The organism is Thiofractor thiocamini, assembly GCF_055384375.1.
The window spans coordinates 1158776-1181201 of the sequence record NZ_AP042389.1 but is presented as its reverse complement, the minus strand read 5'-3'; the positions used below and the strand labels follow the sequence as shown (position 1 = coordinate 1181201).

The 22426-nt window shown below is 34.3% G+C and carries 29 protein-coding genes; 23 read left to right on the top strand and 6 right to left on the bottom strand.

Annotated elements, in window-relative coordinates; translation table 11 throughout:
- Nucleotides 1–13 precede the first annotated feature (13 nt).
- Genes hemN through argF form a run of 3 tightly spaced genes read right to left on the bottom strand, consistent with a single transcriptional unit; the run spans nucleotide 14 to nucleotide 2830 of the window.
- Nucleotides 14–1402: an oxygen-independent coproporphyrinogen III oxidase gene (gene hemN, locus ACZ47B_RS05925; RefSeq protein ID WP_464893625.1), complete on the bottom strand. Its 1389-nt coding sequence runs from the start codon at nucleotides 1400–1402 to the stop codon at nucleotides 14–16.
- Nucleotides 1399–1899: a DUF2603 domain-containing protein gene (locus tag ACZ47B_RS05920; RefSeq protein ID WP_464893624.1), complete on the bottom strand. Its 501-nt coding sequence runs from the start codon at nucleotides 1897–1899 to the stop codon at nucleotides 1399–1401. The genes hemN and ACZ47B_RS05920 overlap by 4 nt, the downstream gene beginning before the upstream one ends.
- Before the next feature lies 1 nt (nucleotide 1900).
- The gene (argF, locus tag ACZ47B_RS05915) at nucleotides 1901–2830 is read right to left on the bottom strand and encodes an ornithine carbamoyltransferase (protein WP_464893623.1); all 930 of its coding nucleotides are present in this window, start codon (nucleotides 2828–2830) and stop codon (nucleotides 1901–1903) included.
- 136 nt (nucleotides 2831–2966) lie between these two features.
- Between argF and ACZ47B_RS05910 the strand changes: the two genes are divergently transcribed.
- Nucleotides 2967–3485 carry a PAS domain-containing protein gene (locus ACZ47B_RS05910; protein WP_464893622.1) on the top strand — a complete coding sequence of 173 codons (519 nt, stop codon included), beginning with the start codon at nucleotides 2967–2969 and terminating at the stop codon, nucleotides 3483–3485.
- Between the two features lie 46 nt (nucleotides 3486–3531).
- The gene (locus ACZ47B_RS05905) at nucleotides 3532–4050 is read left to right on the top strand and encodes an ATP/GTP-binding protein (RefSeq protein ID WP_464893621.1); all 519 of its coding nucleotides are present in this window, start codon (nucleotides 3532–3534) and stop codon (nucleotides 4048–4050) included.
- Here the strand turns inward: ACZ47B_RS05905 and hemB are convergent, their stop codons facing one another.
- Nucleotides 4051–5019, bottom strand: a complete 969-nt coding sequence (gene hemB / locus ACZ47B_RS05900; protein WP_464893620.1) for a porphobilinogen synthase — start codon at nucleotides 5017–5019, stop codon at nucleotides 4051–4053.
- A 244-nt stretch (nucleotides 5020–5263) separates the two neighbouring features.
- On the opposite strand from hemB, the gene ribA reads away from it, so the two are divergent.
- From ribA to ACZ47B_RS05865, 7 genes are all read left to right on the top strand, one after another.
- On the top strand, nucleotides 5264–5830 hold the full coding sequence (ribA, locus tag ACZ47B_RS05895) for a GTP cyclohydrolase II (RefSeq protein ID WP_464893619.1): 567 nt from the start codon (nucleotides 5264–5266) through the stop codon (nucleotides 5828–5830).
- Nucleotides 5831–5846: 16 nt separating this feature from the next.
- A complete protein-coding gene (gene rsmG / locus ACZ47B_RS05890; RefSeq protein ID WP_464893618.1) occupies nucleotides 5847–6392 on the top strand; it encodes a 16S rRNA (guanine(527)-N(7))-methyltransferase RsmG in 546 nt (181 codons plus the stop codon).
- Nucleotides 6389–6619, top strand: coding sequence for a PP0621 family protein (locus tag ACZ47B_RS05885; protein WP_464893617.1), 231 nt, complete (start codon nucleotides 6389–6391; stop codon nucleotides 6617–6619). The genes rsmG and ACZ47B_RS05885 overlap by 4 nt, the downstream gene beginning before the upstream one ends.
- Nucleotides 6620–6651: 32 nt before the next feature.
- Nucleotides 6652–7020: a hypothetical protein gene (locus tag ACZ47B_RS05880; RefSeq protein WP_464893616.1), complete on the top strand. Its 369-nt coding sequence runs from the start codon at nucleotides 6652–6654 to the stop codon at nucleotides 7018–7020.
- 13 nt (nucleotides 7021–7033) lie between these two features.
- Nucleotides 7034–7948, top strand: coding sequence for a zinc metalloprotease HtpX (gene htpX / locus ACZ47B_RS05875; protein WP_464893615.1), 915 nt, complete (start codon nucleotides 7034–7036; stop codon nucleotides 7946–7948).
- A gap of 60 nt (nucleotides 7949–8008) precedes the next feature.
- Nucleotides 8009–8227: a type II toxin-antitoxin system RelB family antitoxin gene (gene relB, locus ACZ47B_RS05870; protein WP_464893614.1), complete on the top strand. Its 219-nt coding sequence runs from the start codon at nucleotides 8009–8011 to the stop codon at nucleotides 8225–8227.
- Between the two features lie 72 nt (nucleotides 8228–8299).
- The gene (locus ACZ47B_RS05865; protein WP_464893613.1) at nucleotides 8300–8458 is read left to right on the top strand and encodes a type II toxin-antitoxin system RelE family toxin; all 159 of its coding nucleotides are present in this window, start codon (nucleotides 8300–8302) and stop codon (nucleotides 8456–8458) included.
- Here ACZ47B_RS05865 and ACZ47B_RS05860 read toward each other — a convergent pair whose 3' ends face one another.
- Nucleotides 8459–9478, bottom strand: coding sequence for an alanine racemase (locus tag ACZ47B_RS05860; RefSeq protein WP_464893612.1), 1020 nt, complete (start codon nucleotides 9476–9478; stop codon nucleotides 8459–8461).
- Nucleotides 9479–9486: 8 nt separating this feature from the next.
- Entirely contained in the window at nucleotides 9487–9732 is a 246-nt protein-coding gene (locus ACZ47B_RS05855; RefSeq protein ID WP_464893611.1) for a hypothetical protein, read from the bottom strand.
- Between the two features lie 296 nt (nucleotides 9733–10028).
- Here ACZ47B_RS05855 and nosZ point away from each other — a divergent pair, with 296 nt between their 5' ends.
- The 14 genes from nosZ (at nucleotide 10029) to ACZ47B_RS05785 (ending at nucleotide 22404) form a co-directional block, all read left to right on the top strand.
- Nucleotides 10029–12632, top strand: a complete 2604-nt coding sequence (gene nosZ, locus ACZ47B_RS05850) for a Sec-dependent nitrous-oxide reductase (protein ID WP_464893610.1) — start codon at nucleotides 10029–10031, stop codon at nucleotides 12630–12632.
- A gap of 140 nt (nucleotides 12633–12772) precedes the next feature.
- Nucleotides 12773–13576: a cytochrome C gene (locus tag ACZ47B_RS05845; RefSeq protein ID WP_464893609.1), complete on the top strand. Its 804-nt coding sequence runs from the start codon at nucleotides 12773–12775 to the stop codon at nucleotides 13574–13576.
- 1 nt (nucleotide 13577) lies between these two features.
- Entirely contained in the window at nucleotides 13578–14825 is a 1248-nt protein-coding gene (locus ACZ47B_RS05840) for a nitrous oxide reductase family maturation protein NosD (RefSeq protein ID WP_464893608.1), read from the top strand.
- Nucleotides 14822–15613: a 4Fe-4S dicluster domain-containing protein gene (locus ACZ47B_RS05835; RefSeq protein WP_464893607.1), complete on the top strand. Its 792-nt coding sequence runs from the start codon at nucleotides 14822–14824 to the stop codon at nucleotides 15611–15613. Before ACZ47B_RS05840 ends, ACZ47B_RS05835 begins: the two co-directional genes overlap by 4 nt.
- Nucleotides 15606–16199: a c-type cytochrome gene (locus ACZ47B_RS05830; protein WP_464893606.1), complete on the top strand. Its 594-nt coding sequence runs from the start codon at nucleotides 15606–15608 to the stop codon at nucleotides 16197–16199. Before ACZ47B_RS05835 ends, ACZ47B_RS05830 begins: the two co-directional genes overlap by 8 nt.
- Nucleotides 16196–16732 (top strand): c-type cytochrome, encoded by a 537-nt coding sequence (locus ACZ47B_RS05825; protein WP_464893605.1) that lies wholly within the window; start codon nucleotides 16196–16198, stop codon nucleotides 16730–16732. The genes ACZ47B_RS05830 and ACZ47B_RS05825 overlap by 4 nt, the downstream gene beginning before the upstream one ends.
- An 11-nt stretch (nucleotides 16733–16743) precedes the next feature.
- Complete coding sequence (locus ACZ47B_RS05820; RefSeq protein ID WP_464893604.1) at nucleotides 16744–17655, top strand: NapH/MauN family ferredoxin-type protein; 912 nt, start codon at nucleotides 16744–16746, stop codon at nucleotides 17653–17655.
- Complete coding sequence (locus tag ACZ47B_RS05815; RefSeq protein ID WP_464893603.1) at nucleotides 17652–18299, top strand: ABC transporter ATP-binding protein; 648 nt, start codon at nucleotides 17652–17654, stop codon at nucleotides 18297–18299. Before ACZ47B_RS05820 ends, ACZ47B_RS05815 begins: the two co-directional genes overlap by 4 nt.
- Nucleotides 18300–18315: 16 nt before the next feature.
- Nucleotides 18316–18792 (top strand): hypothetical protein, encoded by a 477-nt coding sequence (locus ACZ47B_RS05810; protein ID WP_464893602.1) that lies wholly within the window; start codon nucleotides 18316–18318, stop codon nucleotides 18790–18792.
- Nucleotides 18792–19619 (top strand): ABC transporter permease, encoded by an 828-nt coding sequence (locus tag ACZ47B_RS05805; protein ID WP_464893601.1) that lies wholly within the window; start codon nucleotides 18792–18794, stop codon nucleotides 19617–19619. Before ACZ47B_RS05810 ends, ACZ47B_RS05805 begins: the two co-directional genes overlap by 1 nt.
- Before the next feature lie 43 nt (nucleotides 19620–19662).
- Nucleotides 19663–20139: a nitrous oxide reductase accessory protein NosL gene (locus ACZ47B_RS05800; RefSeq protein ID WP_464893600.1), complete on the top strand. Its 477-nt coding sequence runs from the start codon at nucleotides 19663–19665 to the stop codon at nucleotides 20137–20139.
- Between the two features lie 80 nt (nucleotides 20140–20219).
- Nucleotides 20220–20921 (top strand): nitrous oxide reductase accessory protein NosL, encoded by a 702-nt coding sequence (locus ACZ47B_RS05795; protein WP_464893599.1) that lies wholly within the window; start codon nucleotides 20220–20222, stop codon nucleotides 20919–20921.
- Complete coding sequence (locus ACZ47B_RS05790) at nucleotides 20918–21223, top strand: hypothetical protein (protein WP_464893598.1); 306 nt, start codon at nucleotides 20918–20920, stop codon at nucleotides 21221–21223. Before ACZ47B_RS05795 ends, ACZ47B_RS05790 begins: the two co-directional genes overlap by 4 nt.
- Nucleotides 21220–22404, top strand: coding sequence for an ABC transporter permease (locus tag ACZ47B_RS05785; protein WP_464893597.1), 1185 nt, complete (start codon nucleotides 21220–21222; stop codon nucleotides 22402–22404). The genes ACZ47B_RS05790 and ACZ47B_RS05785 overlap by 4 nt, the downstream gene beginning before the upstream one ends.
- Nucleotides 22405–22426 lie beyond the last annotated feature (22 nt).

The following is a 22426-nucleotide window of genomic DNA, read 5'->3' as shown; positions in this document are numbered from 1 at the left end:
AAATCCTTTAGTACTAAACCGTTTTGCTAAATCTTCTTTTGCTTTCCGGTATCTTTTTTAGATATGCGTCAAAAGGCATGGATATATTTCTTATAAGCATCGTTCCGGTTGGACTTACTTTTATATGATCGTCGTCTATGTCCACAAGTTCCTCCCTCTCAAACTCTTTTAAATCATCCAGAGCATCACTAAAATACTCTTTGAAATCTATATCAAACTCACTCTCCACTCTTTTGATGTCCAGTTTGAAGTTTGCCATAAGCTCCATAATGACCGCTTTTCGCAAGATATCATCCTGAGTTAGTTTGATGCCTCTGTGAACTGGAAGTTTGCCATCATCAAGAGCATTTTCATAGCTTTTCATATCTTTGTAATTTTGTACATAGTGTGATACTCCCTCGCCGATGCTTGTAAGTCCAATACCAACAAGATCAGCTCCGCCCTTTGTGGTATACCCTTGGAAATTTCTATGAAGTTCACCTTTTTCTATAGCTTTAAAAAGTTCATCGCTTGGTTTTGCAAAGTGATCCATGCCAATCATCTTGTAACCGTTTGATGTTAGATAATCAATGGTATATTTTAGTATCTCAAGTTTTGTTGATGGGGTTGGTAGCGTGGTTTCATCTATCTTTCTCATAGTTTTTTTCATCCAGGGCACATGAGCATAGTTGAAAATGGCAAATCTGTCTGGATTTAAACTGATAGCTTTTTCGAGTGTCGCCTTAAAGGTTTCAAGAGTTTGATACGGTAAACCGTATATCAAGTCCATATTTACAGATGTTATATCAGCTTTTCTTGCCATTTGTACTGTTTTTTCAGTTACTTCATAAGGTTGTATTCTATGTATGGCTTCTTGAACTTTTGCATCAAAGTCTTGAACACCAAAGCTTATACGGTTAAAACCACCTTCTATGAGAACATCAAGCTGTTTTTGAGTTAGGTATCTAGGATCTATTTCACAGCTTATTTCAGCATCTTCACTGAAGTTTTTAAAATATTTTCTTATGAGTTTTATGATTTCATCCAACTGCTTATCGTTGAAAAATGTAGGTGTTCCACCGCCAAAATGAAGTTGTATGACATTTCTGTCCATATCAAGATACCTACTAAGTATCTCCAACTCTTTTTTAAGATATGATATATATCTCTCTTTTTTATCTTCTTTGGAAGTATAAACCACATTGCATCCACAAAAGTAACAAGCCGATCTGCAAAAAGGAAGATGGAAGTAAAGAGATAACGACCTGTTTTTATCCTGATTTTTCAGTTCATTTATATATGCCTTTTCATCAAAGTTTTCATGGAACTCCGGAGCGGTAGGATAACTGGTATATCTAGGTCCCGGTTTTGAATACTTGGAAAATTTATCGAAATTTATCTCGCTTTTGCTTTCTTTGTTCATATCATATCCTCTTGATTTGTCCCGGACAAATACTTGTCAAGATTTAGAAACAGATTTGGATATTTCTTTTTTATATCTTTGACTACTTTGTCTATATCTATACCAAATGATTTTTTATCTTTTGATTTTGCCAACTCTTTTTTTATCTCATCCATTGCCACTACCCATACATCTTGAAAATCTATGGGTACATTTTGCCAAATACTTTTTTCGAGTTTTAAATTGAAATTTTCCTCTTGAGCGACTTTAAGGGATTTTACTATATGTAAAAGTGTATCCAAAGAGAGCATGGTGTGAATCTTGCCATTTTTGTCTATGACAAACCACGGCTCCTCATTTTCCCAGTTTCCGCTTTGAAGAGTAAGCAGTTTTTTCTCAGGATTATCGGTATCTTCAAGGTTTAGTATGGTTTTTTCATGATTTTCATCGATACCTATCTTTTTTGAGAGTATCTTTATCTTATCAAGTGCATTTTGCACTTTTTCATTTTCATTCATTTTACTCTCCCCCTCTATGGTTATCCAACCAAACCATTATACCTTTTTGTGCATGAAGCCTGTTTTCAGCTTCTTGAAAAATGACACTCTGTTTTCCTTCAAGAACTTCTTCGCTCACTTCCTGCTCTCTGTATGCAGGAAGACAATGTAAAAATATAGCATCATTTTTCGCTTTTTTCATCAAGTTTGTATCTACTTTGTATCCTTGAAAAGCAACTTCTCTCTGTTTCTTTTCATCTTCTTGACCCATGGATGCCCAAGTATCGGTTGTAACTACATCGACCCCAGACACCGCTTCAACCGGATCATTTCCTATAGTTATCTTTGCTCCGCTTTTTTTTGCATTTTCTAAAGCTCTGTTTAGGATATCTTCATCTACTTCATAACCTTTCGGAGTAGCGATTCTAAGCTCAAATCCCATCTTTGAAGCAAGCATAAGCCATGAGTGAGCCATGTTGTTCCCGTCGCCTATATAAGCAACTTTTGGATCTTTGTCTTTGCCAAGCTCAACCATACTCATCCAGTCCGCCATCAGCTGAACAGGGTGAAACTCATCGGTTAAACCATTTATGACAGGAACTTTTGAATATCTGGCAAACTCCTCTATATCGCTTTGTTTGAAAGTTCTTATCATAACCATATCGACCATACGACTTATAACCCTTGCGGTATCTTTGATAGGCTCACCTCTTCCAAGCTGAGTATCACGAGAACTTAAAAAAAGTGCATGACCGCCTAATTGAGTCATGCCTACTTCAAAACTGACTCTTGTTCTGGTGCTTGACTTTTCAAATATCATAGCCAAGCTTTTATCTTTCATTCTGTGGATAACTTTACCGTTTTTTAACTCATTTTTTATCTCTAAGGCAATGTCGATTATCTCATCTAGTTCTTCTTTTGTAAAATCGTCAAGTGTCAAAAAGTGTCTCATTGTCATATCCTTTTAAAAAAGATAATATACTACCTAAAATTATATAAAAAAAAGTTGATAATAAAAGTTAAAGATAAAAATAATCATTTTTATAAGTCTTTTTTGATATAATGCAAAAAAATTTTTAGGAAGATGTATGAAAAGACCTGAACCGATAGATGAAGAGATTATACTTGACAATACCAAATATATAGAAAGCAGTACCGATTTAAAAGGTATCATAACAGACTGTAATGACTATTTTGCCGAGATTTCAAGGTATTCCAAAGATGAGTTGATAGGTCAGCCGCACAGCATAGTAAGGCATCCTGATATGCCAAAAGTAGCTTTTAAAATCCTGTGGGATAGACTAAAAGCCGGACAGAACATAAATCTTGCGGTTAAAAATCTTGCAAAAGACGGAAGATACTACTGGGTTTTTACACACTTTGACTTTAAAAAAGATATAAATACGGGAGAGATCACAGGTTACACCGCTTATAGAAAAACGATTTCAAAAAAATTGACCGATACACTTTTGCCTATCTATAAAGAGCTTGTAGAGATAGAGAAAAAAGATGGTATGGAAGCATCTGAAAAATATCTGCTAAATCTTTTAAATGAGCATGATTTGACCATAGATACACTTCTTGATGAATTTTATAAACTTTACTAAAATTTAGACGATCTACATCATAACAATACACCAAAAAGGAATTGTTATGATGCGTCTTAATCAACTCGATATTTCACAAAACAGTTTTTCCTTCAACCTTCAAACAAGCAGCGGTGATAAAATATCCCTATCTATGTATGACAATAAAGAGCTTGAGAGTGATTTTATAAAAGATGACTCTTCAAAAAAGTTATCTATGAGTTTAAGACATGAATATGGATACGACTTTTCATACAGTGGAAACGGTATAGATGAAAATGATAAAAAAGAGATAGAAAAGGCTATGAAACTTATAAGACCTATGTTTCATAAATTTTTAGAAAATATCAAAAAAAGTGATAAAATCATCAACGATAAAGATATACTTCATCTTTCAAATAAGTTCAAATCACTCATGCCAAAACCAAAAAATGATGATATGAAAAATATGCTAAAAGATGAAACAGTTAAAAATATGGATAATATTCTTTCTCTTTTTAAACAAAATGACAAACTTGTCCAAAATACAAAAAAACTTTTTGATAAGATTTTTAACGATTTTGACAAGTTTGAAATGTATGCGTAGTTATTTTAAAAGTTTTGCAGCCTCTTTTGCATGGTAAGTTATGATGATATCAGCTCCAGCTCTTTTAAGGCCTGTCAAAGTTTCCATCATTACTTTTTCATAGTCAATTAGTCCCATTTTCCCTGCCATTTTAAGCATAGAGTATTCGCCACTGACATTGTAAACTGCTAAAGGTAAAAGTGTTCTCTCTCTTATATCCCTTATGATATCCATATAAGCAAGAGCCGGTTTTACCATCAGTATATCGGCTCCCTCTTTTTCATCTTCAAGTGATTCATTTATAGCTTCTCTTCTGTTTGCGGGATTCATTTGGTAACTTCTTCTATCTCCAAAACTTGGAGCAGATTCTGCTACATCACGAAATGGTCCATAGTATGAGCTTGCAAATTTGGTAGAGTAACTCATAATCGGAAGATTGATAAAACCTGCATTATCAAGTGCCTCTCTTATAGCGGTTATCATGCCATCCATCATACCGCTTGGTGCTATCATATCCGCTCCGGCTTTTGCGTGTATGATCGCTTGTTCGCCAAGTATTTTTAGAGTTTTATCATTATCAACTGTTTCATGCTCTATATCGAGTATGCCGCAGTGTCCGTGATCGGTGTACTCACAAAAGCAAAGATCAGTTATGACAAATATATCAGGATGGGCTTTTTTTATCTCTTTTATAGCAGTTGCTATGATGCCATGATCACACAAGGCATCACTTCCTATGGAGTCTTTTACTTCAGGGATTCCAAAGAGTATGATGGATTTTAGTCCCAAAGTTTTCAACTCTTCACACTCTTTTAAAATGTTATCTATACTCATTTGATAAACTCCGGGCATTGAGTCTATCTCTTTTTTTATATCATTACCCGGTTTTATAAAAAGTGGATATATAAAATCATCACTGCTAAGTTTGGTTTCAACTACCAAATTTCTTAAATTTTCATTAATTCTTAATCTTCTAAATCTCTTAAACATCTTTTTTCCTTATTTTAGATAAAATTATAAGCAATATTTGTTTTAGCGCAACATTAGCCAATTAAGTTTAAGTTTCACTTCAGCTTTTACCTTATTCTCGAAATTGCATCCTGCAATAATTCCTAAGGCTTCAGGCTATTTGTGCATCGTGCACAAATGGACGCCTTCAGAACCGGTAAAAACCGAAGTGAAACTAAAACTTAAGAATTTTACCAAAATTTAGATAAAAAGAGACAAAAGTTAAATGGATGATATAAAAATTTCGCAAAAAGCGAACCTGCCTACAAGATTTGGTGAGTTTGAGATCATAGCCTTCAAGCAAGGTGAAAAAGAGCATCTTGCTATCATAAAAGAGCCTTTGGGTGATACTCCTCTTGTTAGAGTGCACAGTGAATGCCTAACAGGTGATGCCATAGGGAGTTTGAAGTGTGACTGCAGAGATCAGCTTGAGTACTCTTTGAAAGAGATAGCCAAAGAGGGTGGGCTTGTCATATACCTAAGGCAGGAAGGAAGAAACATAGGCTTGCTAAACAAAGTAAACGCATATGCTTTACAGGATAAGGGGTATGATACTGTTGAAGCTAACCATCAGTTGGGTTTTAGCGATGATGAGAGAAGTTACGAAATGGTAGAATTTATACTGAAATATTTTGGTATAGACAAGATAAAACTGCTTACCAATAATCCAAAAAAGATAGAGAGTTTAAAAGATATCACCATAGCCCAAAGAGTGCCTATCATCATGGAATCCAACAAATATAATGAAAATTACTTAAAGACCAAAAAGGAAAAAATGGGACACTTGATATAAAATGGAAAATGGAAAATTGATAATTGAGAATGAATTTGACAGGAAGATAGATATATTTTGTAATTTGTTACTTTCTTACAATAAGATCCATAATGTAAGCGGTGTAAAAACCAAAGAGGATATTTTACGATATGTTGAAGATAGTATTTATCCTAAGAAATTTTTAGAAAGTCATAAAAATATTCTAGATATTGGAAGTGGGGCAGGGTTCCCCGGGCTTGTCATAGCTCTTTTTTATCCTGAAAAAAAGGTAACTTTGCTAGAGCCTATAAAGAAAAAGAGTGCTTTTTTGCATTTGGCAAAAAGTAAGTTGGAGTTGAAAAATATGGATATATTAAGTAAAAGAGTAGAAGAGTGTGAACCGTTTTTTGTGGATTTGATAGTTTCAAGAGCGGTAACCGATACAAAACTTTTACTTGAACTATCGAAAAAATTTATAAATGATAAAACAAAATTTCTTCTATACAAAGGCAGTAATGCCTCAAAAGAGTTGGATAATATAAAATATGATATGATTCAAAACAATAATAGAAGATATATCTATATAAAAGGTGTACAATGATACTTAAGTGGCTGATTTTAGGAGCGATCATATATGCGGTTTATGTGCTATTTTTTAAAAATAAAAGCGTAACATCAAAAGATGAAAAAACCTCCAAAAAAGATGACGGTGACAGTGAAGAGATGGTGGAGTGTTGCGAATGCGGTACCTTTATATCATCAAAAGAAGCTTTTATAAAAAATGGAAAATTCTACTGCTCAAAAGAGTGTATGAATGGTGAAGGGTGAATGGTAAATGGTGAATGGTGAAGGGAGGATTGATGTTAATTTTTGGTGATATATTTAATGATGGTTTACCTTTTTATGAGATAATTTCCGCTGAAGATTTAAAAAATACCCCATCAAATTCAACCGTTTTATTTGATTATGATGAAAAGTTGGCAAAGTATTGCAAAGACAACTCCATATCTTACGCTATGAGAGTAGAAACCATAAAAGAGCTTGTTTATGCAAATGCTTTGGAGTGTGCTTTTGCTTTGGTTGATAAAGAGTTTTCTAAAACCGCTCAAGATATAGCAAATGAATATATGTTCGATATGAAGATAATATTGCCCGTAACAAACGTTGAAGAGCTTGAATGGGCGGCAATGAACGGGATAGATGGAGTGTGGTGGTTAATTGAGAATTGAGAGTGGGGGTTAAATGGAAAAGTTTAAGACTTTTTTGCTTATGTTTTGTTTGACTTTGCTTTTTATGTGGTTAGGGGCTATGTTTGGTGGGCAAAGCGGTATGCTTTTTGCGCTTGTTGTTGTAGGACTTATGAACTTTGTGAGTTATTTTTACTCTGACAAGATGGTATTGGCCCACTATAATGCTGTAGAAGTTGACAAGCAAAGTGCACCAGGGCTTTATGCTATAGTTGAAAGACTTGCTAAAAAAGCAGGGCTTCCTATGCCAAAAGTTTATATCATCCCGGATCGCATCCCAAATGCTTTTGCAACGGGAAGAAATCCTTCTCATGCTGCAGTGGCGGTAACAGAGGGGATACTTGATCTTCTAAACGAAGAGGAGATAGAAGGAGTTTTGGCTCATGAGTTAAGCCATGTAAGGCATTATGATATATTGACAGGTACGATTGCCGCAACAATTGCAGGAGCAATTGCATGGATAGCCAATATCATGCAGTGGGGCGCGATATTTGGTGGCGGAAGAGATGATGACAGGGGTTCAAATCCATTTGTCATGATCATGCTCGCCATACTTCTACCTATAGCGGCATCCATCATACAGATGGCTATCAGTAGAAGTAGGGAATATGAAGCGGATGCGGGAGCGGCAAAGCTGACAGGTCATCCTGAGTGGCTTCAAAGTGCACTCATCAAACTTGAAAATTATAACAAGCAAGGCATCATACACGGTGCTACGGAAGAGACATCCCATATGTTCATCGTCAATCCTTTTGCGGGAAAAAATTTATCTTTCGCTTCACTTTTTTCTACCCATCCGAGTACTGAAGATAGAGTAAAAAGACTTGAAGAGTTAAAACATGAAATATACGGAAATATTTCCCAAAAAGAGGAGCATGCAAAAACGATAGAGGATTTTTTCAAAAATTAATACTATACAACTATAAGTTATTATGCTATAATTGTCATACATGTGATACAAGGAGAAAATATGCTAAGTGTAAGACTTCCTAAAGAGATGGAAAATTGTATAAATAAACTTTCTAAGAGTACACAAAGACCAAAAAGTTTCTTTATCAAAGAAGCACTTAAAAATTATCTTCAAGATTTGGAAGATTATTATGAGGTATTGAGTAGAAAAAATAGTAAAGATAGACATTTAATATCATTGGAAGAGTTAGAGAGTGCATTACAAGATGCGCATAGATGATAAAGTTATCAAAGATTTAAAAAGATAGATAAAGTTTGGCAACAAAGGATACTTGCAAAGATAAAAACGGCTTTGGTAGAAAATCCATATAGTGGTAAAAAATTAGTTGGAGATTTATCAAACTTTTTTAGATTTAGAGTTGGAGATTATCGTATCATATATGAGATTTTTGAGGATATAGTAACAGTTGAAATTATCAAAATAAGTCATCGTAAGGATATTTATAAGTAGTTAGACAATAATCCTCTTTATATTTGGTGATAGATTGGTGATGATTTCATAAGTTATGGTGTTAAAATAGTTGGCAAAATCCGTAGCATCGTTAAATACACATACTTTTTCATCATCTCCTTCTAAGGAAAAGCTATCCATAGATACTCTTCCAAGGATCGGTTTACCGTTTGCGATTTTTAAATCGCCAAGTCCGTCATATCTAAAAAGTCCATCTCCATACCCCGTATCATAAGTAGAGATAATCATATCTCTTTTGGCTTCAAAAACCCCGCCATATCCTACTCTTTCTCCTTTTTTAAGCACCCTTTGACTCATTTTGTTTGCCCATAGAGATAAAACAGGTTGCAAAGGAGGATTTTGCAAAGGAGGATTTAAGTAGTGGTAGCCATATATGCTTATGCCGCTTCTTGCATAATCTTCATCAAAGTCTGAGTTTCTAAAAATTGCGGCTGAATTATGGGAGTGAAAGTATGGTTGAGGAATTTCAAACTGACTGCAAAGTTCTCTAACTCTTTTTTTAACCTCTTTGAAATTTTCCCTTTGCCAAAAATATTCGCTACTTAGCACATCGGCACTTCTAAAATGGGTAAAAACTCCTTGTAAAATGAGATGATTTTGCTTTATGAGCTTTAAAGCACTCTCGAGTTCTTCCGATTTTATACCGTTTCTATGCATCCCTGTATCTACTTTCAATTCAACCAAAGAGCCCCTTGGTATCTTTTTTATACTATCTATATAGTTTATGGTAACTCCGACATTCTCCATCTTTGTGTCAGGGATATCACTTAAGACTAAAGTATACTCAAAATAATCTCGAATTCTTAGAGCCTCTTTGCAGGTTTTTACCGCACATCTTTTGGCTCCATACTCACAAGATAGTTTTGCCATTTCTTCCAAACCGTGACCGTATGCATTGTCTTTTAGTACGACAAAAAGCTTTTCTATGCCACCGATTTGCTTGGAAATTAGAGTTAAATTATGAAAAAAATTTGACTTGTTTATAATTATGTAAGACAACTTAAGCCTTATTCTGATTTAAGATTGTAAGCTTTTACAAGATATGGTCTTAGTTTTCTTGATTGGTAGTCAAGCTTGTAAAAAAGAGTATAGATATCTTTTGCATTAAGGCACGGATCGCCGCTAAAATCAAACTGCTCACCCGCTTTTGGTATGTGAGTGTCAAGATATTCGTAAAACTCGGTTCTTGCTTCTGTGAGCTTGTCCAACTCTTTTTTTGCAGCCTCTTTTAACTCTTTGTCATCTGTTCGCATGGTCACTTCCTTGATAGTTTGTCAAAATCGTGGCGTATTTTAACATAATCATAAAAAATTTACAATTTTTTTATAGTTATTTTAAATATCATCAAAAATGATAATATACTTAGATAAGCCCATAATGCAGGCATCTTAGGATATAAACTTAAAATAATATAAAGTTAAAACTTAAAATGACACATTTATGACTTGATGAATATCAATGATATTTAACATAAATTTAACTATAATTCCACCATAGAATTATGTTTGGTGTGTAAAAACAGAAATTCAAAATTTTTTAAGGAGGATCTATGAAGCAAATGGTTAGAAAAGTAGCTACCGTTGCACTAGGTACAATGGTTGGTATGACCTTGCTTTCGGCTCAAAGTGAACTTGAGAAAGTGATGAAAGAAAGACACTTATCTCAACAAGATCTTTTAGCCGCAGCTAAGACATATCTGCCAAGTGGTGGAAGAGACAAGTATCTCGTTTTCAGTTCAACAGGACAGGCGGGACAAATATTGGTATATGGTGTACCTTCTATGAAGATACTAAAGTATATCGGCGTATTTACTCCGGAGCCTTGGCAAGGATGGGGTTATGATGATGACACCAAAAAAGTCCTAGCAGAAGGAAATATAAGAGGTAAGAAAATCACATGGGGTGATACTCACCACCCGGGACTTTCCGAGACAAACGGAAGATATGACGGTAAGTGGCTTGTTATCAACGATAAAGCAAACCCGAGACTTGCCGTTATAGACTTGAAAGACTTTGTTACAAAGCAGATAGTTGTAAACCCTGTTTTCAAAAGTGACCACGGTGGAGCTTTCTTTACTCCAAACAGTGAGTATATCTTGGAAGCTTGTCAGTATGCGGCTCCACTTGATAACAATTGGCACCCTATGAGTGAGTATGTTGATAGTTACAGAGGCGGCGTTACAGTATGGAAATTTAACCACAAAACAGGAAAAATCAATCCTAAAAAATCATTTACTATAGAGTTGCCTCCATATATGCAAGATTTGAGCGATGCAGGTAAAGAGGTAAGTTATGGTTGGGGCTTTACAAACAGCTTTAACTCAGAGATGTACACAGGTGGTATTGAAAAAGGTCTTCCTCCTTTTGAGGCAGGATGTTCAAGAAATGATACTGACTTTTTACAAGTATATAACTGGAAAAAATTGGCTGAACTTGCTAAAGATCCAAAAAATGTAAAAGTTATAAATGGACATAAAGTTATACCTATAGATGTTGCAGTTAAAAACAATTGTCTATTTTTGGTTCCAGAGCCAAAATCACCACACGGTGTTGATGTAACTCCTGATGGAAAGTATGTAGTAGTTTGCGGTAAACTAGATACCCACGCTTCTGTATATGACTTTAAAAAGATGATGAAACTCTTTAAAAACAAAGAGTTTGCAGGACATGATCCTTTTGGTATCCCGATTTTGGATATGAAAAAAGCTTTACATTGTCAAGCAGAGTTGGGACTTGGACCATTGCACAACCAAATGGGTAAACATTGGAAGAAAACAGGTGAAATATATACTTCACTATATGTTGACAGCCAGGTTGTAAGGTGGAGTTATTTAACTTGTAAAGTATCTGACAGGATCAATGTTAACTACAACATCGGTCACCTTTGCGGTATGGAAGGAAAATCAGAGGATCCACAAGGTGATTATATCATCGCTCTAAACAAACTATCTATAGATAGATTTGACAGAATTGGACCTTTGCACCCACAAAACCATCAGCTTATCGACATAAGAGGCAAAAAGATGCAAATGCTTTATGATTTACCTATAGGTTTGGGTGAGCCTCACCAGGCAGTTGCTATAAGAACAAGTAAGATTAAACCTTATGTTAGATATAAAATGGGATACAATCCTTTTACAGACAAACCTCATAGAGGTAAAACTCTTGCAGGTCAAGAAAAAATAGTTAGAAAAGGAAAGCATGTATATGTTTATGGAACATTGGTAAGAAGCCATATCAACCCTGAGCATGTAAATGTAAATCTTGGAGATACTGTAACATTCTACCTAACCAACCTTGAAAGAGCCGAAGATGAGACACACGGTTTCACTGTTGATCAGTACAATGTACATGCTTCACTTGAGCCTGGTAAAACAGTTGCACTTACTTTCAAAGCTGATAGAGAGGGTGTATTCCCTTACTATTGTACAGAGTTCTGTTCTGCACTTCACTTGGAGATGATGGGATACTTGCTAGTTAAAGATCCTAACAAAAAATATGTAAGTGCTAAAAAAATAGCTAGAGTTCATATGAGTAAAGCTCAGCTAATGAAAGAGTACAAAAAAACAGTTGCGGTAAATGAAGCTACAGATAAAGTTATCCAAAGTGTTGTTAAATTCTTAAAAGAAAATCACTATGAGAAATACCCTGTAGTTAAAAATTTAGTTGCTGATGCACTTGATCAATACGGCAAAATCAAAAAACAAAAAGAACTTTCCAATAAAGCTTTGAAAGCCGGCGATATTGAAAAAGCGATACTTTTTGAAAATATGATTTGGCAATATATGGTTAAAACTGCAGATGTCGGTATCAGAGCTAGAGACCTTCTTGTAAGCAAACTTGCTACTCCTATGAGTCCTGCTGCTAAAAGAGGTAAGATAGCATTTGACGAAGGCGGATGCGGCGGTTGTCACGTTATAGGAAAAGTTAGCTCAGGCCCAGACTTGACAGGTGTTCTTCAAAGACATCCAAATGGTGAGAAATGGGTAACTGAGTGGATACTACATCCTGAAAAAATGTATGACAATCCTTATGTAAAATCAATGATCCATTACTTTAACCTTAGAATGCCTAACCAAGGTATGACTGAGAAACAAGTTAAAGATATGATCGAATACTTCAAGTGGATAGATAAAAACGCAAATCTATTCTAAGATAAATTACACCCTGCTGTTAAAGCAGGGTGTAATCTTATAATTAACTTAAAAATACACTTTTGTGACTTGATGAAAATCAATACAAAATCAATATTATTACGATATAATACTTTCTAAATTTTAAAAAGGAAACTAAGATGAATAAATCCCTTCTTAAATCAAGGATTTTTGCGCTTATTGCTCTTGGTATGTTGCTGTACTGGTTTGTAATACCGGCAGTTCTTACCCACAATATCCAGGATTTGGTTGAAACTGACCAAGTTAACAAGATAACTCCTTTGATGGAAAAGACTTGGAATTTTTACCAAAAAGGAAGATATGTAAGTCCCAATGCCCCTGATGCGGTTAAAGAGGATCTTAAAAAAACTGGAGAAGTTCATCTGATGAACATGATCAAAAATGATGCGGAACTAAATGTGGTAACAGCCCCTATATGGTATGTTGCGCTTGAAGCTCCAAATTATCCAAAAGAGGCATTCCCTGAGGGTATTCCTGTTTATTATCATTTTGATGGATTTAGCGGAGATGTTCATGAGATGAATACTATAAACCACTTTATAGGTATGGATCCTATGAAAAGAGGAGCGCCTTATCTTAGGATGCTAGCACCTTACGCTTTGGTATTTTTAGCACTTCTTTTGGTCTATTTTATACTATATGATAGCAAGATACTCAATCTTTTGATGTTTATACCTGTTGCACTTCCGGCTATATTTTTAGGATTTTATGCTTACTGGCTCTATTGGTTTGGACATCATATGCATGCTTGGGGAGCATTTAAGATAAAACCGTTTACTCCAACGGTATTTGGTGATGGTAAAGTTGCACAGTTTACTACTCACTCTTATCCTACATGGGGATTTTGGGTGCTTATAGCTATAAGTTTGTTCTCATTGCTAGCTATAGTTTCAAGAATCAAAGCTGAAAAGCAAGAGGCGTAATTTGAAAAATATAGTTTTTGCAATTATATTATTGTCACTTAATTTATGGGCAAAAAATGTATTGCAAGAAGCTATAGATAGTGCAAAACCAGGCTCTAAGCTAACTTTGCCTGCTGGAGTCTATAAGGGTAATATAGTCATAAACAAGCCTCTTATCATCGATGGTCAAAACCAAAAAGCAGTGGTAGAAGGCAATGGAAAAGGTACTGTTATATCTATAAAAAGTTCAAATGTAACAGTAAAGAATCTAACCATTAGGCATAGTGGAAAAGAGCATGAAAGAGTGGATGCCGGAATTTCAATCAAAAATGCTCACGGTTCAAACGACAGTCTCATAAGAAATGTTATGATAAAAAATAATCGTATAGTTGACTGTCTTTTTGGGATTGATTTGCAGATGGTTAGCAATTCGAAAGTTATAAACAATTATATAACTTCAAAAAAGTTTCCTCTAGGACTAAGAGGCGACGGTGTTAGACTCTGGTATAGCAATGACAATGTTTTAAAAGGCAATCATCTGTACAAGTCAAGAGATTTTGTCGTTTGGTACAGCCATGGTAATTTGATAGAGAAAAACATAGGTGAATATGGAAGATATTCTCTGCATTTTATGTATGCGGGAAAAAATATTGTAAAAGACAATATTTATAAGCATAACTCGGTTGGTATATATTTTATGTATTCCAAAGACAGTGAAGCTTATGGTAACTTAATAGAAAATTCTATGGGCACAACAGGAGTAGGTATAGGCTTGAAAGATAGTTCGAACTTTACCATAAAAGGTAATACTATCATATATTGCTCAAGAGGATTTTTCTTTGATAGGTCACCTTTTGAACCGGGAACTCATGATTATGTGGAGAACAATAAAATACTATATAACAGTATAGGTATAAAATTTCATTCACTAAGCATTGCCAATATATTTAAAAAAAATATATTTAAAGGCAACATGGATAATGTCGTCAATGATTCGTTCAATAGAAAGGTTACCCAAAATATATGGAGTGGAAACTATTGGGATGATTATGAAGGTTTTGATAAAAATGGTGATGGTATAGGGGATAATCCTTATATATACTATCAATATGCAGACAAAGTTTGGCTTTTAAACCCAAATATAAGGTTTTTTTATGGATCACCTGTTATATCCATACTAAACTTCATAGCAAAGTTGGCTCCTATATCCGAGCCGGTTAAATTGTTAGAAGATAAACACCCCATTATGGAAGAGAGTGAGATATTATGACACCAGAAGAAAAGAAAAGAAGAGATTTTATCAAGAGGGCTACAGGTCTTGGCATACTAGGAGTTGTTGCAGCCGGTGGAATCGCAATAGCACCGGACTTCAAACCAAAGGAAAATAGACTTAGGCCTCCAGGGGCAGTCCCTGAAAAAAACTATCTGTCACTTTGTATAAAATGTGGTCAGTGCTTGCAGGTTTGTCCATACGACTGTATAAAGCTTGAAGGCGTTGAAGGCATGGCAGGTTTTGGTACAGCTTATATAGTGCCAAGAGAGAGAGGTTGCTATCTTTGTAAAGCTTTTCCTTGTATATTAGCATGTCCTACAGGAGCATTGGATCATGAGAGTGATAGTATAGATAAAGTTCACATGGGTGTTGCCATAGTCAAAAGGCCAAATGCCTGCTTGGCGCAGAAAAATGAAAAAGTTCCTAAAAGTGCTATAGATAGGATATATGATCATACAAAAATTCTATCAAAAACCGAAAGAGAGAAAAAAGAGCTTATCATAAGCCCTGATGATCCGGAAAAGTATGTACTCCAAAAGAAATTACTTGAGAAGTTAGATAAATTTGAGGGCAAAGAGTGTACGATATGTGCTGACATGTGCCCCTTTATACCGGATCCAACTTTAGCTATCGGTATGGTTGATCATAAAACCGGTAAATTACCGGAGATAAGAGAAGCTTGTGTAGGATGTGGAGCTTGTGTGGAGCTTTGCCCGGCAAATGTACTTGAGGTAATACCTAGAGCTACATATAAACAAATATATGGGGAGAATAAAAATGCGTAAAATTGGAATTATCAGCTTATCATTGATAGGTATCATTGCTTTGAGCGGTTGCGGGGAAAAAAAGAAAGAAGAACAAAGTGTTAAAAATGAACCTGTAGCCACTGCAAGTAGCATCAAAGTTACGCAAAATGCAGTTAAAAAAGAAAAAAAAGTTGCATCTAAAGAAAATAATGGGCAGTTTTATTATTCTTACAATAAGGAGGATAAGTCAAAAGAAGCAAAATCTATTGACAAGTATGAAGAAGACACCAAAAATCAAAGAACTACCATGGATGCATATCTTCATATAAAATCACCTTACGAAAGGATAAAGATAAACCTTATGATCAATAAACTAAGTCATGATTTTATGGTTCACTGTTCAGCCTGTCATGATGACTATGGTAATGGCATTATAGGTCCTTCTTTGCTTGGTAAAGATGGGGATTTTATATATGGTAGATTGATGGATTTTAAATCCGGTAAAAGAAAAAATGTACTTATGAAAGGCCTTGTATCACAAATGGATGATGCAAAATTAAAAGCTATAGCTAATGAGATAGCTGATTTCAATAAAAAATTATTAAAATTAAGGAATGAAAAATGATAAAACATATCATAGCGGCGATTGCAACAATATTGGCTTTATGGAGTATGTACTATATGTATTCATTGGATAAGCAAGTGCATAAGCTTCAAACAATTCATGAGATTATCAAGTCTTCAGAGATAAAAGTACAACTTAAAAAACCTACAATTGTTAAAGAGGATATGCAAAGTAGTACAGATAATACAGCAGCAGCCAAAAAACAACTTGATAATAAAAATAAAGAGTTGGATAAAAAACTTGAAGCTCTAAAAAATAAAGCAGGCAATATAGCAGCATTTAAGGTAAGCCCACTTTATAAGCAAAACTGTTCATCTTGTCATGGAGTGAACGGTAGAGGTATCATAGGACCAAACCTTGTAGGAAAGTCTAAAGAGTTTATCCTAAAACAGTTACATGATTTTAAATCCGGAAAAAGAAAAAATTATGTAATGTACGGACTTTTGCAAAAAATGGATGAAGCAACATTGGATAAGTTGGCTACTGAAATATCAACTTTCAAAGAAAAATGGGATAAATATAACAATCAATAAAGGCAAAATCTATGGATAGATATCATGATAGTGGAAGGGAGCTTGTAAGAGCTTCCTTGCTTTCGACATTGGTAGAAAAAAATAAAAATGGTAAAACAAGACTTACTTGGAGAGCTTGGAGATGGATAAGTATCATTGTTATAAATCTTTTCTTTTTTCTATCGTTTAATGCTGATGTACAGGTTCTTGAAGGAACTCTAAACGGTTCAAGACTACTTGGTTTTCATCTTATAGATCTTTTTACCGGACTTGAGATATTTGCTGCTGAGCATCATATACATACAAATGTTATTATAGGAACAAGTACACTTTTAGTTTTTTATCTACTTGTGGGTGGAAAAGCATATTGTGGATGGGTATGTCCTTATGGATTTTTAAGTGAAATTGGTGAACATATTCATTTGATATTGGTAAGGAAAAAAATAATCAAAGAAAGAAAATTTGATTCAAGAGTTAGATTTTTCTTTTGGGCTGTTTTTCTTATAGCTGCTGCAGTTGACGGATATCTTGTATTTGAGGTTATAAATCCCATAGGCATACTAAGTAGATTTATCGTATATGGCTGGAGTCTTGCAATCGTATGGGTGGTAGTGATTCTTCTTTTTGAGATATTTGTTTCAAGAAGAGCCTGGTGTAAGTATATATGCCCTGTAGGAACAACCTACAATCTTGTAGGATGGGTTAGTGCCACAAGAGTTCAGTGGGACAATGACAAATGTGATCACTGTGGGGCATGTCTGCAAGTGTGTCCCGAAGAGCATGTGCTTGAGTTTACAAAGCCAAAACATGATAGAGAAAGAAGAGAAAAAGGCATAACAAAACAGATGGTTGTTAATGGTGATTGTATAATGTGCGGTAGGTGTTTTGATGTATGTCATACAGATGCTTATAATTTTCAATTTAGACTAAAGAATCTTGTATGATTATAGATATAAAAAATGTTATCAAAAATTTCGGAGAAGTAAATGTCCTTGACAATATAACGCTTACTATAAAAGAAGGTGACAAGATAGCGATGCTCGGACCAAACGGTGCGGGTAAAACCACTCTCATAAGGGCAATTCTTGGATACTATAAGTTAAACAGTGGAAGTATCAGAGTTGATGGAAAAGATCCTATAAAAGATAGAGTGGAGATACTCAAAAAGATAAGTTTCATTCCTCAACTCCCGCCTCCTATAAAGATAAGTGTAGAAGATCTCATAGGCTATATATGTACAACTTCAGGGGTTGCAAAAGAGAAAATTGTGCAAGAAGCCATCGATATGGAGCTTGATATAATGGCAAATTTGAAAAAACCTTTTTTCAAGCTTTCAGGCGGTATGAAACAAAAACTTCTTATAGCCATAGCATTGGCAAGACAAAGTGAACTTTATATATTTGATGAGCCGACAGCAAATCTTGATCCAAAAGGTAGGGAGAATTTTGCAAAACTTTTAGAAAAATTAGATAAAAAAAGTTCAGTTATATATGTAACTCATCGCTTGGAAGATTTGAAGGGACTTACAAACAGACTTATCTATCTTGATATCGGAAAAGTTACTGAAGATAAAATAATTGAGAATTGAGAATGGAGAATTGTTGTTGAAAAAGATACTGTTTTCTTTATTGTCAATTTTGTTTGTTTTAAATTTTATGGGATGTGAAAAAAAAGACAATACAAAACCTATCAAAATACATTGGGACAGGGATATGTGTGAGAGATGTGATATGGCTATCAGCGAGAGAAAATATGCTGTACAAGTCATCGATCCAAAAACAGGAAAGCATCATCTGTTTGATGATATAGGGTGTGCCATACTTTGGATGGATGAAAACAAAATCCCATGGAAAGATAAAGCTATCATTTGGATAACCGATGCAAAAACCGGCAAATGGATAGATGCAAGAAAGGCTTTATATACTGATGATATGATAACTCCCATGGCTTATGGCATAGCAGCTTTTACAAAAAAAACTCTACCTAAGGGAGAAAAGCCTATAACTTTACAACAGGCTATAAAGTTAATATACAAAATTGAAAAATTCAATCAGGAAAAATTGAAAAAGGAAAACAAATAGTGAAAAATTTATTTTTAGTGGCAAAACTTGACATAAAAGAGTCTATAAAGTCAAAATGGTTTTTTATATACAGTATAGTTTTTGGCGGTTTGATGGCTCTGTTTTTTATAACAGGTATCACAAATGCTGTTGTTATGGGATTTAGCGGCCTTAGTAGGATACTTCTTATATATATGCAAGTAACTATCATAATACTTCCTATCTTTATACTGACAACTACCGTAAAGTCCATAGCCGGAGATAAGGAGAGCAATATTTTGGAGTATATGCTTTCATTTCCCATATCTTTAAAAGATTACTACTGGGGTAAAATGCTTGGAAGATTTTTGACGGTATTTTTACCTGTAATTATCGCTTTATTTTTGGGAGTTGCATGGGGAGTTGCCAAGGGTGGTGCGCTGCCTTATAATATGTTGATACTTTACTCAGCGCTTCTTTTTGGACTTTCGTTTTCATTCCTTGGAATTGCATTTTTTATCTCTTCGATTGTTAAGTCTCATGACGTAGCCATAGGAGCTTCATTTGTAGTGTGGATAGTGATGCTGGCTTTTATAGATGTAGCACTCATAGGACTTATGCTTCAAGATAGAGTCTCGGACAATCTTATCATATCCATCTCACTTTTAAACCCTATGGAAGTTTTTAGAGTGGGTGCAATTAGTCTTTTTGATCCCGAGCTTACCGTCATAGGTCCTGTAGCATATTATCTTCTTGATAATTTCGGACATACGCTTTTTGTAAGTTATGCCGTGATATATCCGGTTATTATCGGTATATTGTTTGCGATTTTCGGATTTGTTTCATTTAAGAGAAAAGATATACTTTAGTAATGAATAATTAAAAATTAAAAATGAATAATTGGAGGGTTTTATGAAAAAAGTTATATTGTTTGTATTTGGTTTGGTTTTGTCTGCTTCATTTTTAAATGCGGGGGATTTGAAAGTTCCTAAAGATGCCATGGATCCGCTTTTTCATTGGAATGTCAACAAGTACGGAAATTTGGCATGTATGATAGAGCTTAAAAATGGTAAAAAGGTTTATTTTAGTTCTGTAAAAAGTATGATGGACTTTTACTATAGACCTTGGTTTTATACTGAGTATGGTGCAAAAACTGCTAAAGATATCAAAAAAATGATTGTTCAAGACTATATAACAGGCAAAGCCATAGATGCAAAAAAAGCGCTTTATATTTTTGGTAGCAGGCTTATAGGACCAAAAGGGGATGACTTGATACCTTTTGTTGATAGAACTACTGTAAAACTTTTTGAAAAAAGGTATGGCGGAACAAAAGTCTTGCCTTTTGATAAGATCACAAAAGGTTTGATAAAATGGCTTGATATGCCGTAAACTCAAGTTTTGATTTAAAATTAACAAATGTTTAACACTTGATTGATATACTTTCAGTATTGCTAATTGAGGGGAAAAGTATGAAAAAAATTCTTATATTGTTGATTGTTGTTAGTTCGCTTTTTGCTATAACAGATGCCCAAAAAAAAATCATATACTATCCTATGGGCAAAAAGATATATCAAAAAGTTTGTAAAAAGATCGATCTACAAAACTATAAAGATATAAAATCACTCCAAAAAGATATAAAAGAGAAAAAACTTTGCAAGAGACTCTCTAAAAAAGCTCTTCTCGCGGTATCTTTGTATCTTTGGGATATAAAAAGAGTTGGTAAGCCAAAAGAGTTTGGTGAAGTTATAGTTCATAAGGGCGAAAAGTGTCCGGTTTGCGGGATGCTTGTCTACAAATATCCAAGATGGGCAGCTCAGATATATTTTAAAAAGAATGGGAAAATTCATCATTTTAGTTATGACGGAGTAAAGGATATGATGAAATTTTACTTCAATCCCGATGACTATGGAAAATATGATATAAAAAAGTTTAGAAAAAGTATCACCAAAATGATAGTAACCGACTATTATACTCAAAAAGGTATAGATGCTACTAAAGCTTACTATGTCTTTTGGAGTAATGTTTTAGGACCTATGGGTAATGAACTGATACCTTTTAGAACTCTTAAAGAAGCTCAGAACTTTAAAAAAGATCATTTCGGCAAATTTATAAAAAGATTTGACGAATTAAATGATGATCTTGTGTGGTCGCTTGATGAGCATGAAAAATGAGTAAAACTTTAAAGATATTTTCTTTTTTTATGGGTTTGGTTGCCGTTTTTTTTATATTTGAAACTACTTATCTTGTTTTGAAAGAGAATAATTTATCACAAAAAGAGCTTTTTGTAAAAAAGATAGGGCTTCCTGATCTTAGTATCTCAACCGAAGCAAAGTATATAAGACACAGAAGCTTGAGCGATATATTTTCCATATTTAGTGAAGATCCCGAAGGGGTTAGCTACTTTGTAACGACTTTCACTTACGCACCTTCAACCGTTTTATACAATACTCCCTCAAAGGTTTACGGAAAATGAAACTGTTTAATTTATTGCTTTTCGAGTATGCTTTAAGTGCTATAAAAAGAAGAGGTAGCAAAAATATCTTTATACTTATCATATTTTTTATACTTATATTTTTGCTCTCCTCGGTATTTTTTATAGCAAATTCCTTGAAAAAAGAGTTATCTTATACGGTTGATTCTCTTCCGGATATAACCATACAAAGGCTTCAAGCCGGACGACAGCAAGATATAAATTTGGATGTTGTGGATAAGTTATCCAATATAGAAGGTGTATCGCAAGTAAGTCCTAGAGTTTGGGGATATTACTACTTTAAAAATGCGGGTGCAAATTTTGCGGTGGTTGGAGTAAGTAGGTTTGATGCAAATTATAAAAAAAGTATTCAAAAAGTTGTTGACAAATATGATAAAACTATCTTTGACAAGCCAAATACTATGATAGTTGGAGAGGGCGTGAAAAAGATACTTGAAGAGAATTATTATGATAAATACTTCAATTTTATCAAGCCAAACGGTGACTTTAAAAAGATTTATTTGGCAGGGATTTTTAAAGGCGGTACCCTTTTGGAATCAAACGATATCATTTTATTGAGCAATGATAACGCAAGAGAGATTTTTGGGATGAGTGATGATAAGGCAACCGATATAACACTAAGAGTGCCAAATCCAAAAGAGATAAATGAGATAGCATCAAAGATAAGACTGATGTTTCCAAACTTTAGAGTGATTACTAAAAATGATTTGAGAATTTCATATAATAATATATTTGATTATAAAAGTGGGATTTTTTTAGCTCTTTTTATAGTTGCACTGTTTACATTTTTTATCATCATATATGATAAAACAAGTGGACTCAGCAGTGATGAAAAAAGAGAGATAGGAGTCCAAAAAGCTGTCGGATGGAAGATAGGAGATATACTTTTGCAAAAATTCTATGAAGCTTTTATCATCTCTTTTGTCGCATTTTTTAGTGCGGTGACTTTCAGTATGTTTTATGTGTACTTTTTAAATGCTCCTCTTTTAAGAGATATATTTACAGGGTATTCTGTGCTTAAACCTCCTTTTGAGTTACCTTTTAGTTTTGATTTTGGAACGGTTACCCTTATATTTTTTGCGACTGTTCCTCTTTATATAGCAGCTACTATCATACCGTCATGGTTTGCCGCTACTTTGGAAGCAGATGAGGTTATTAGGTAGATGGGTGTATGAGTGGATGGGC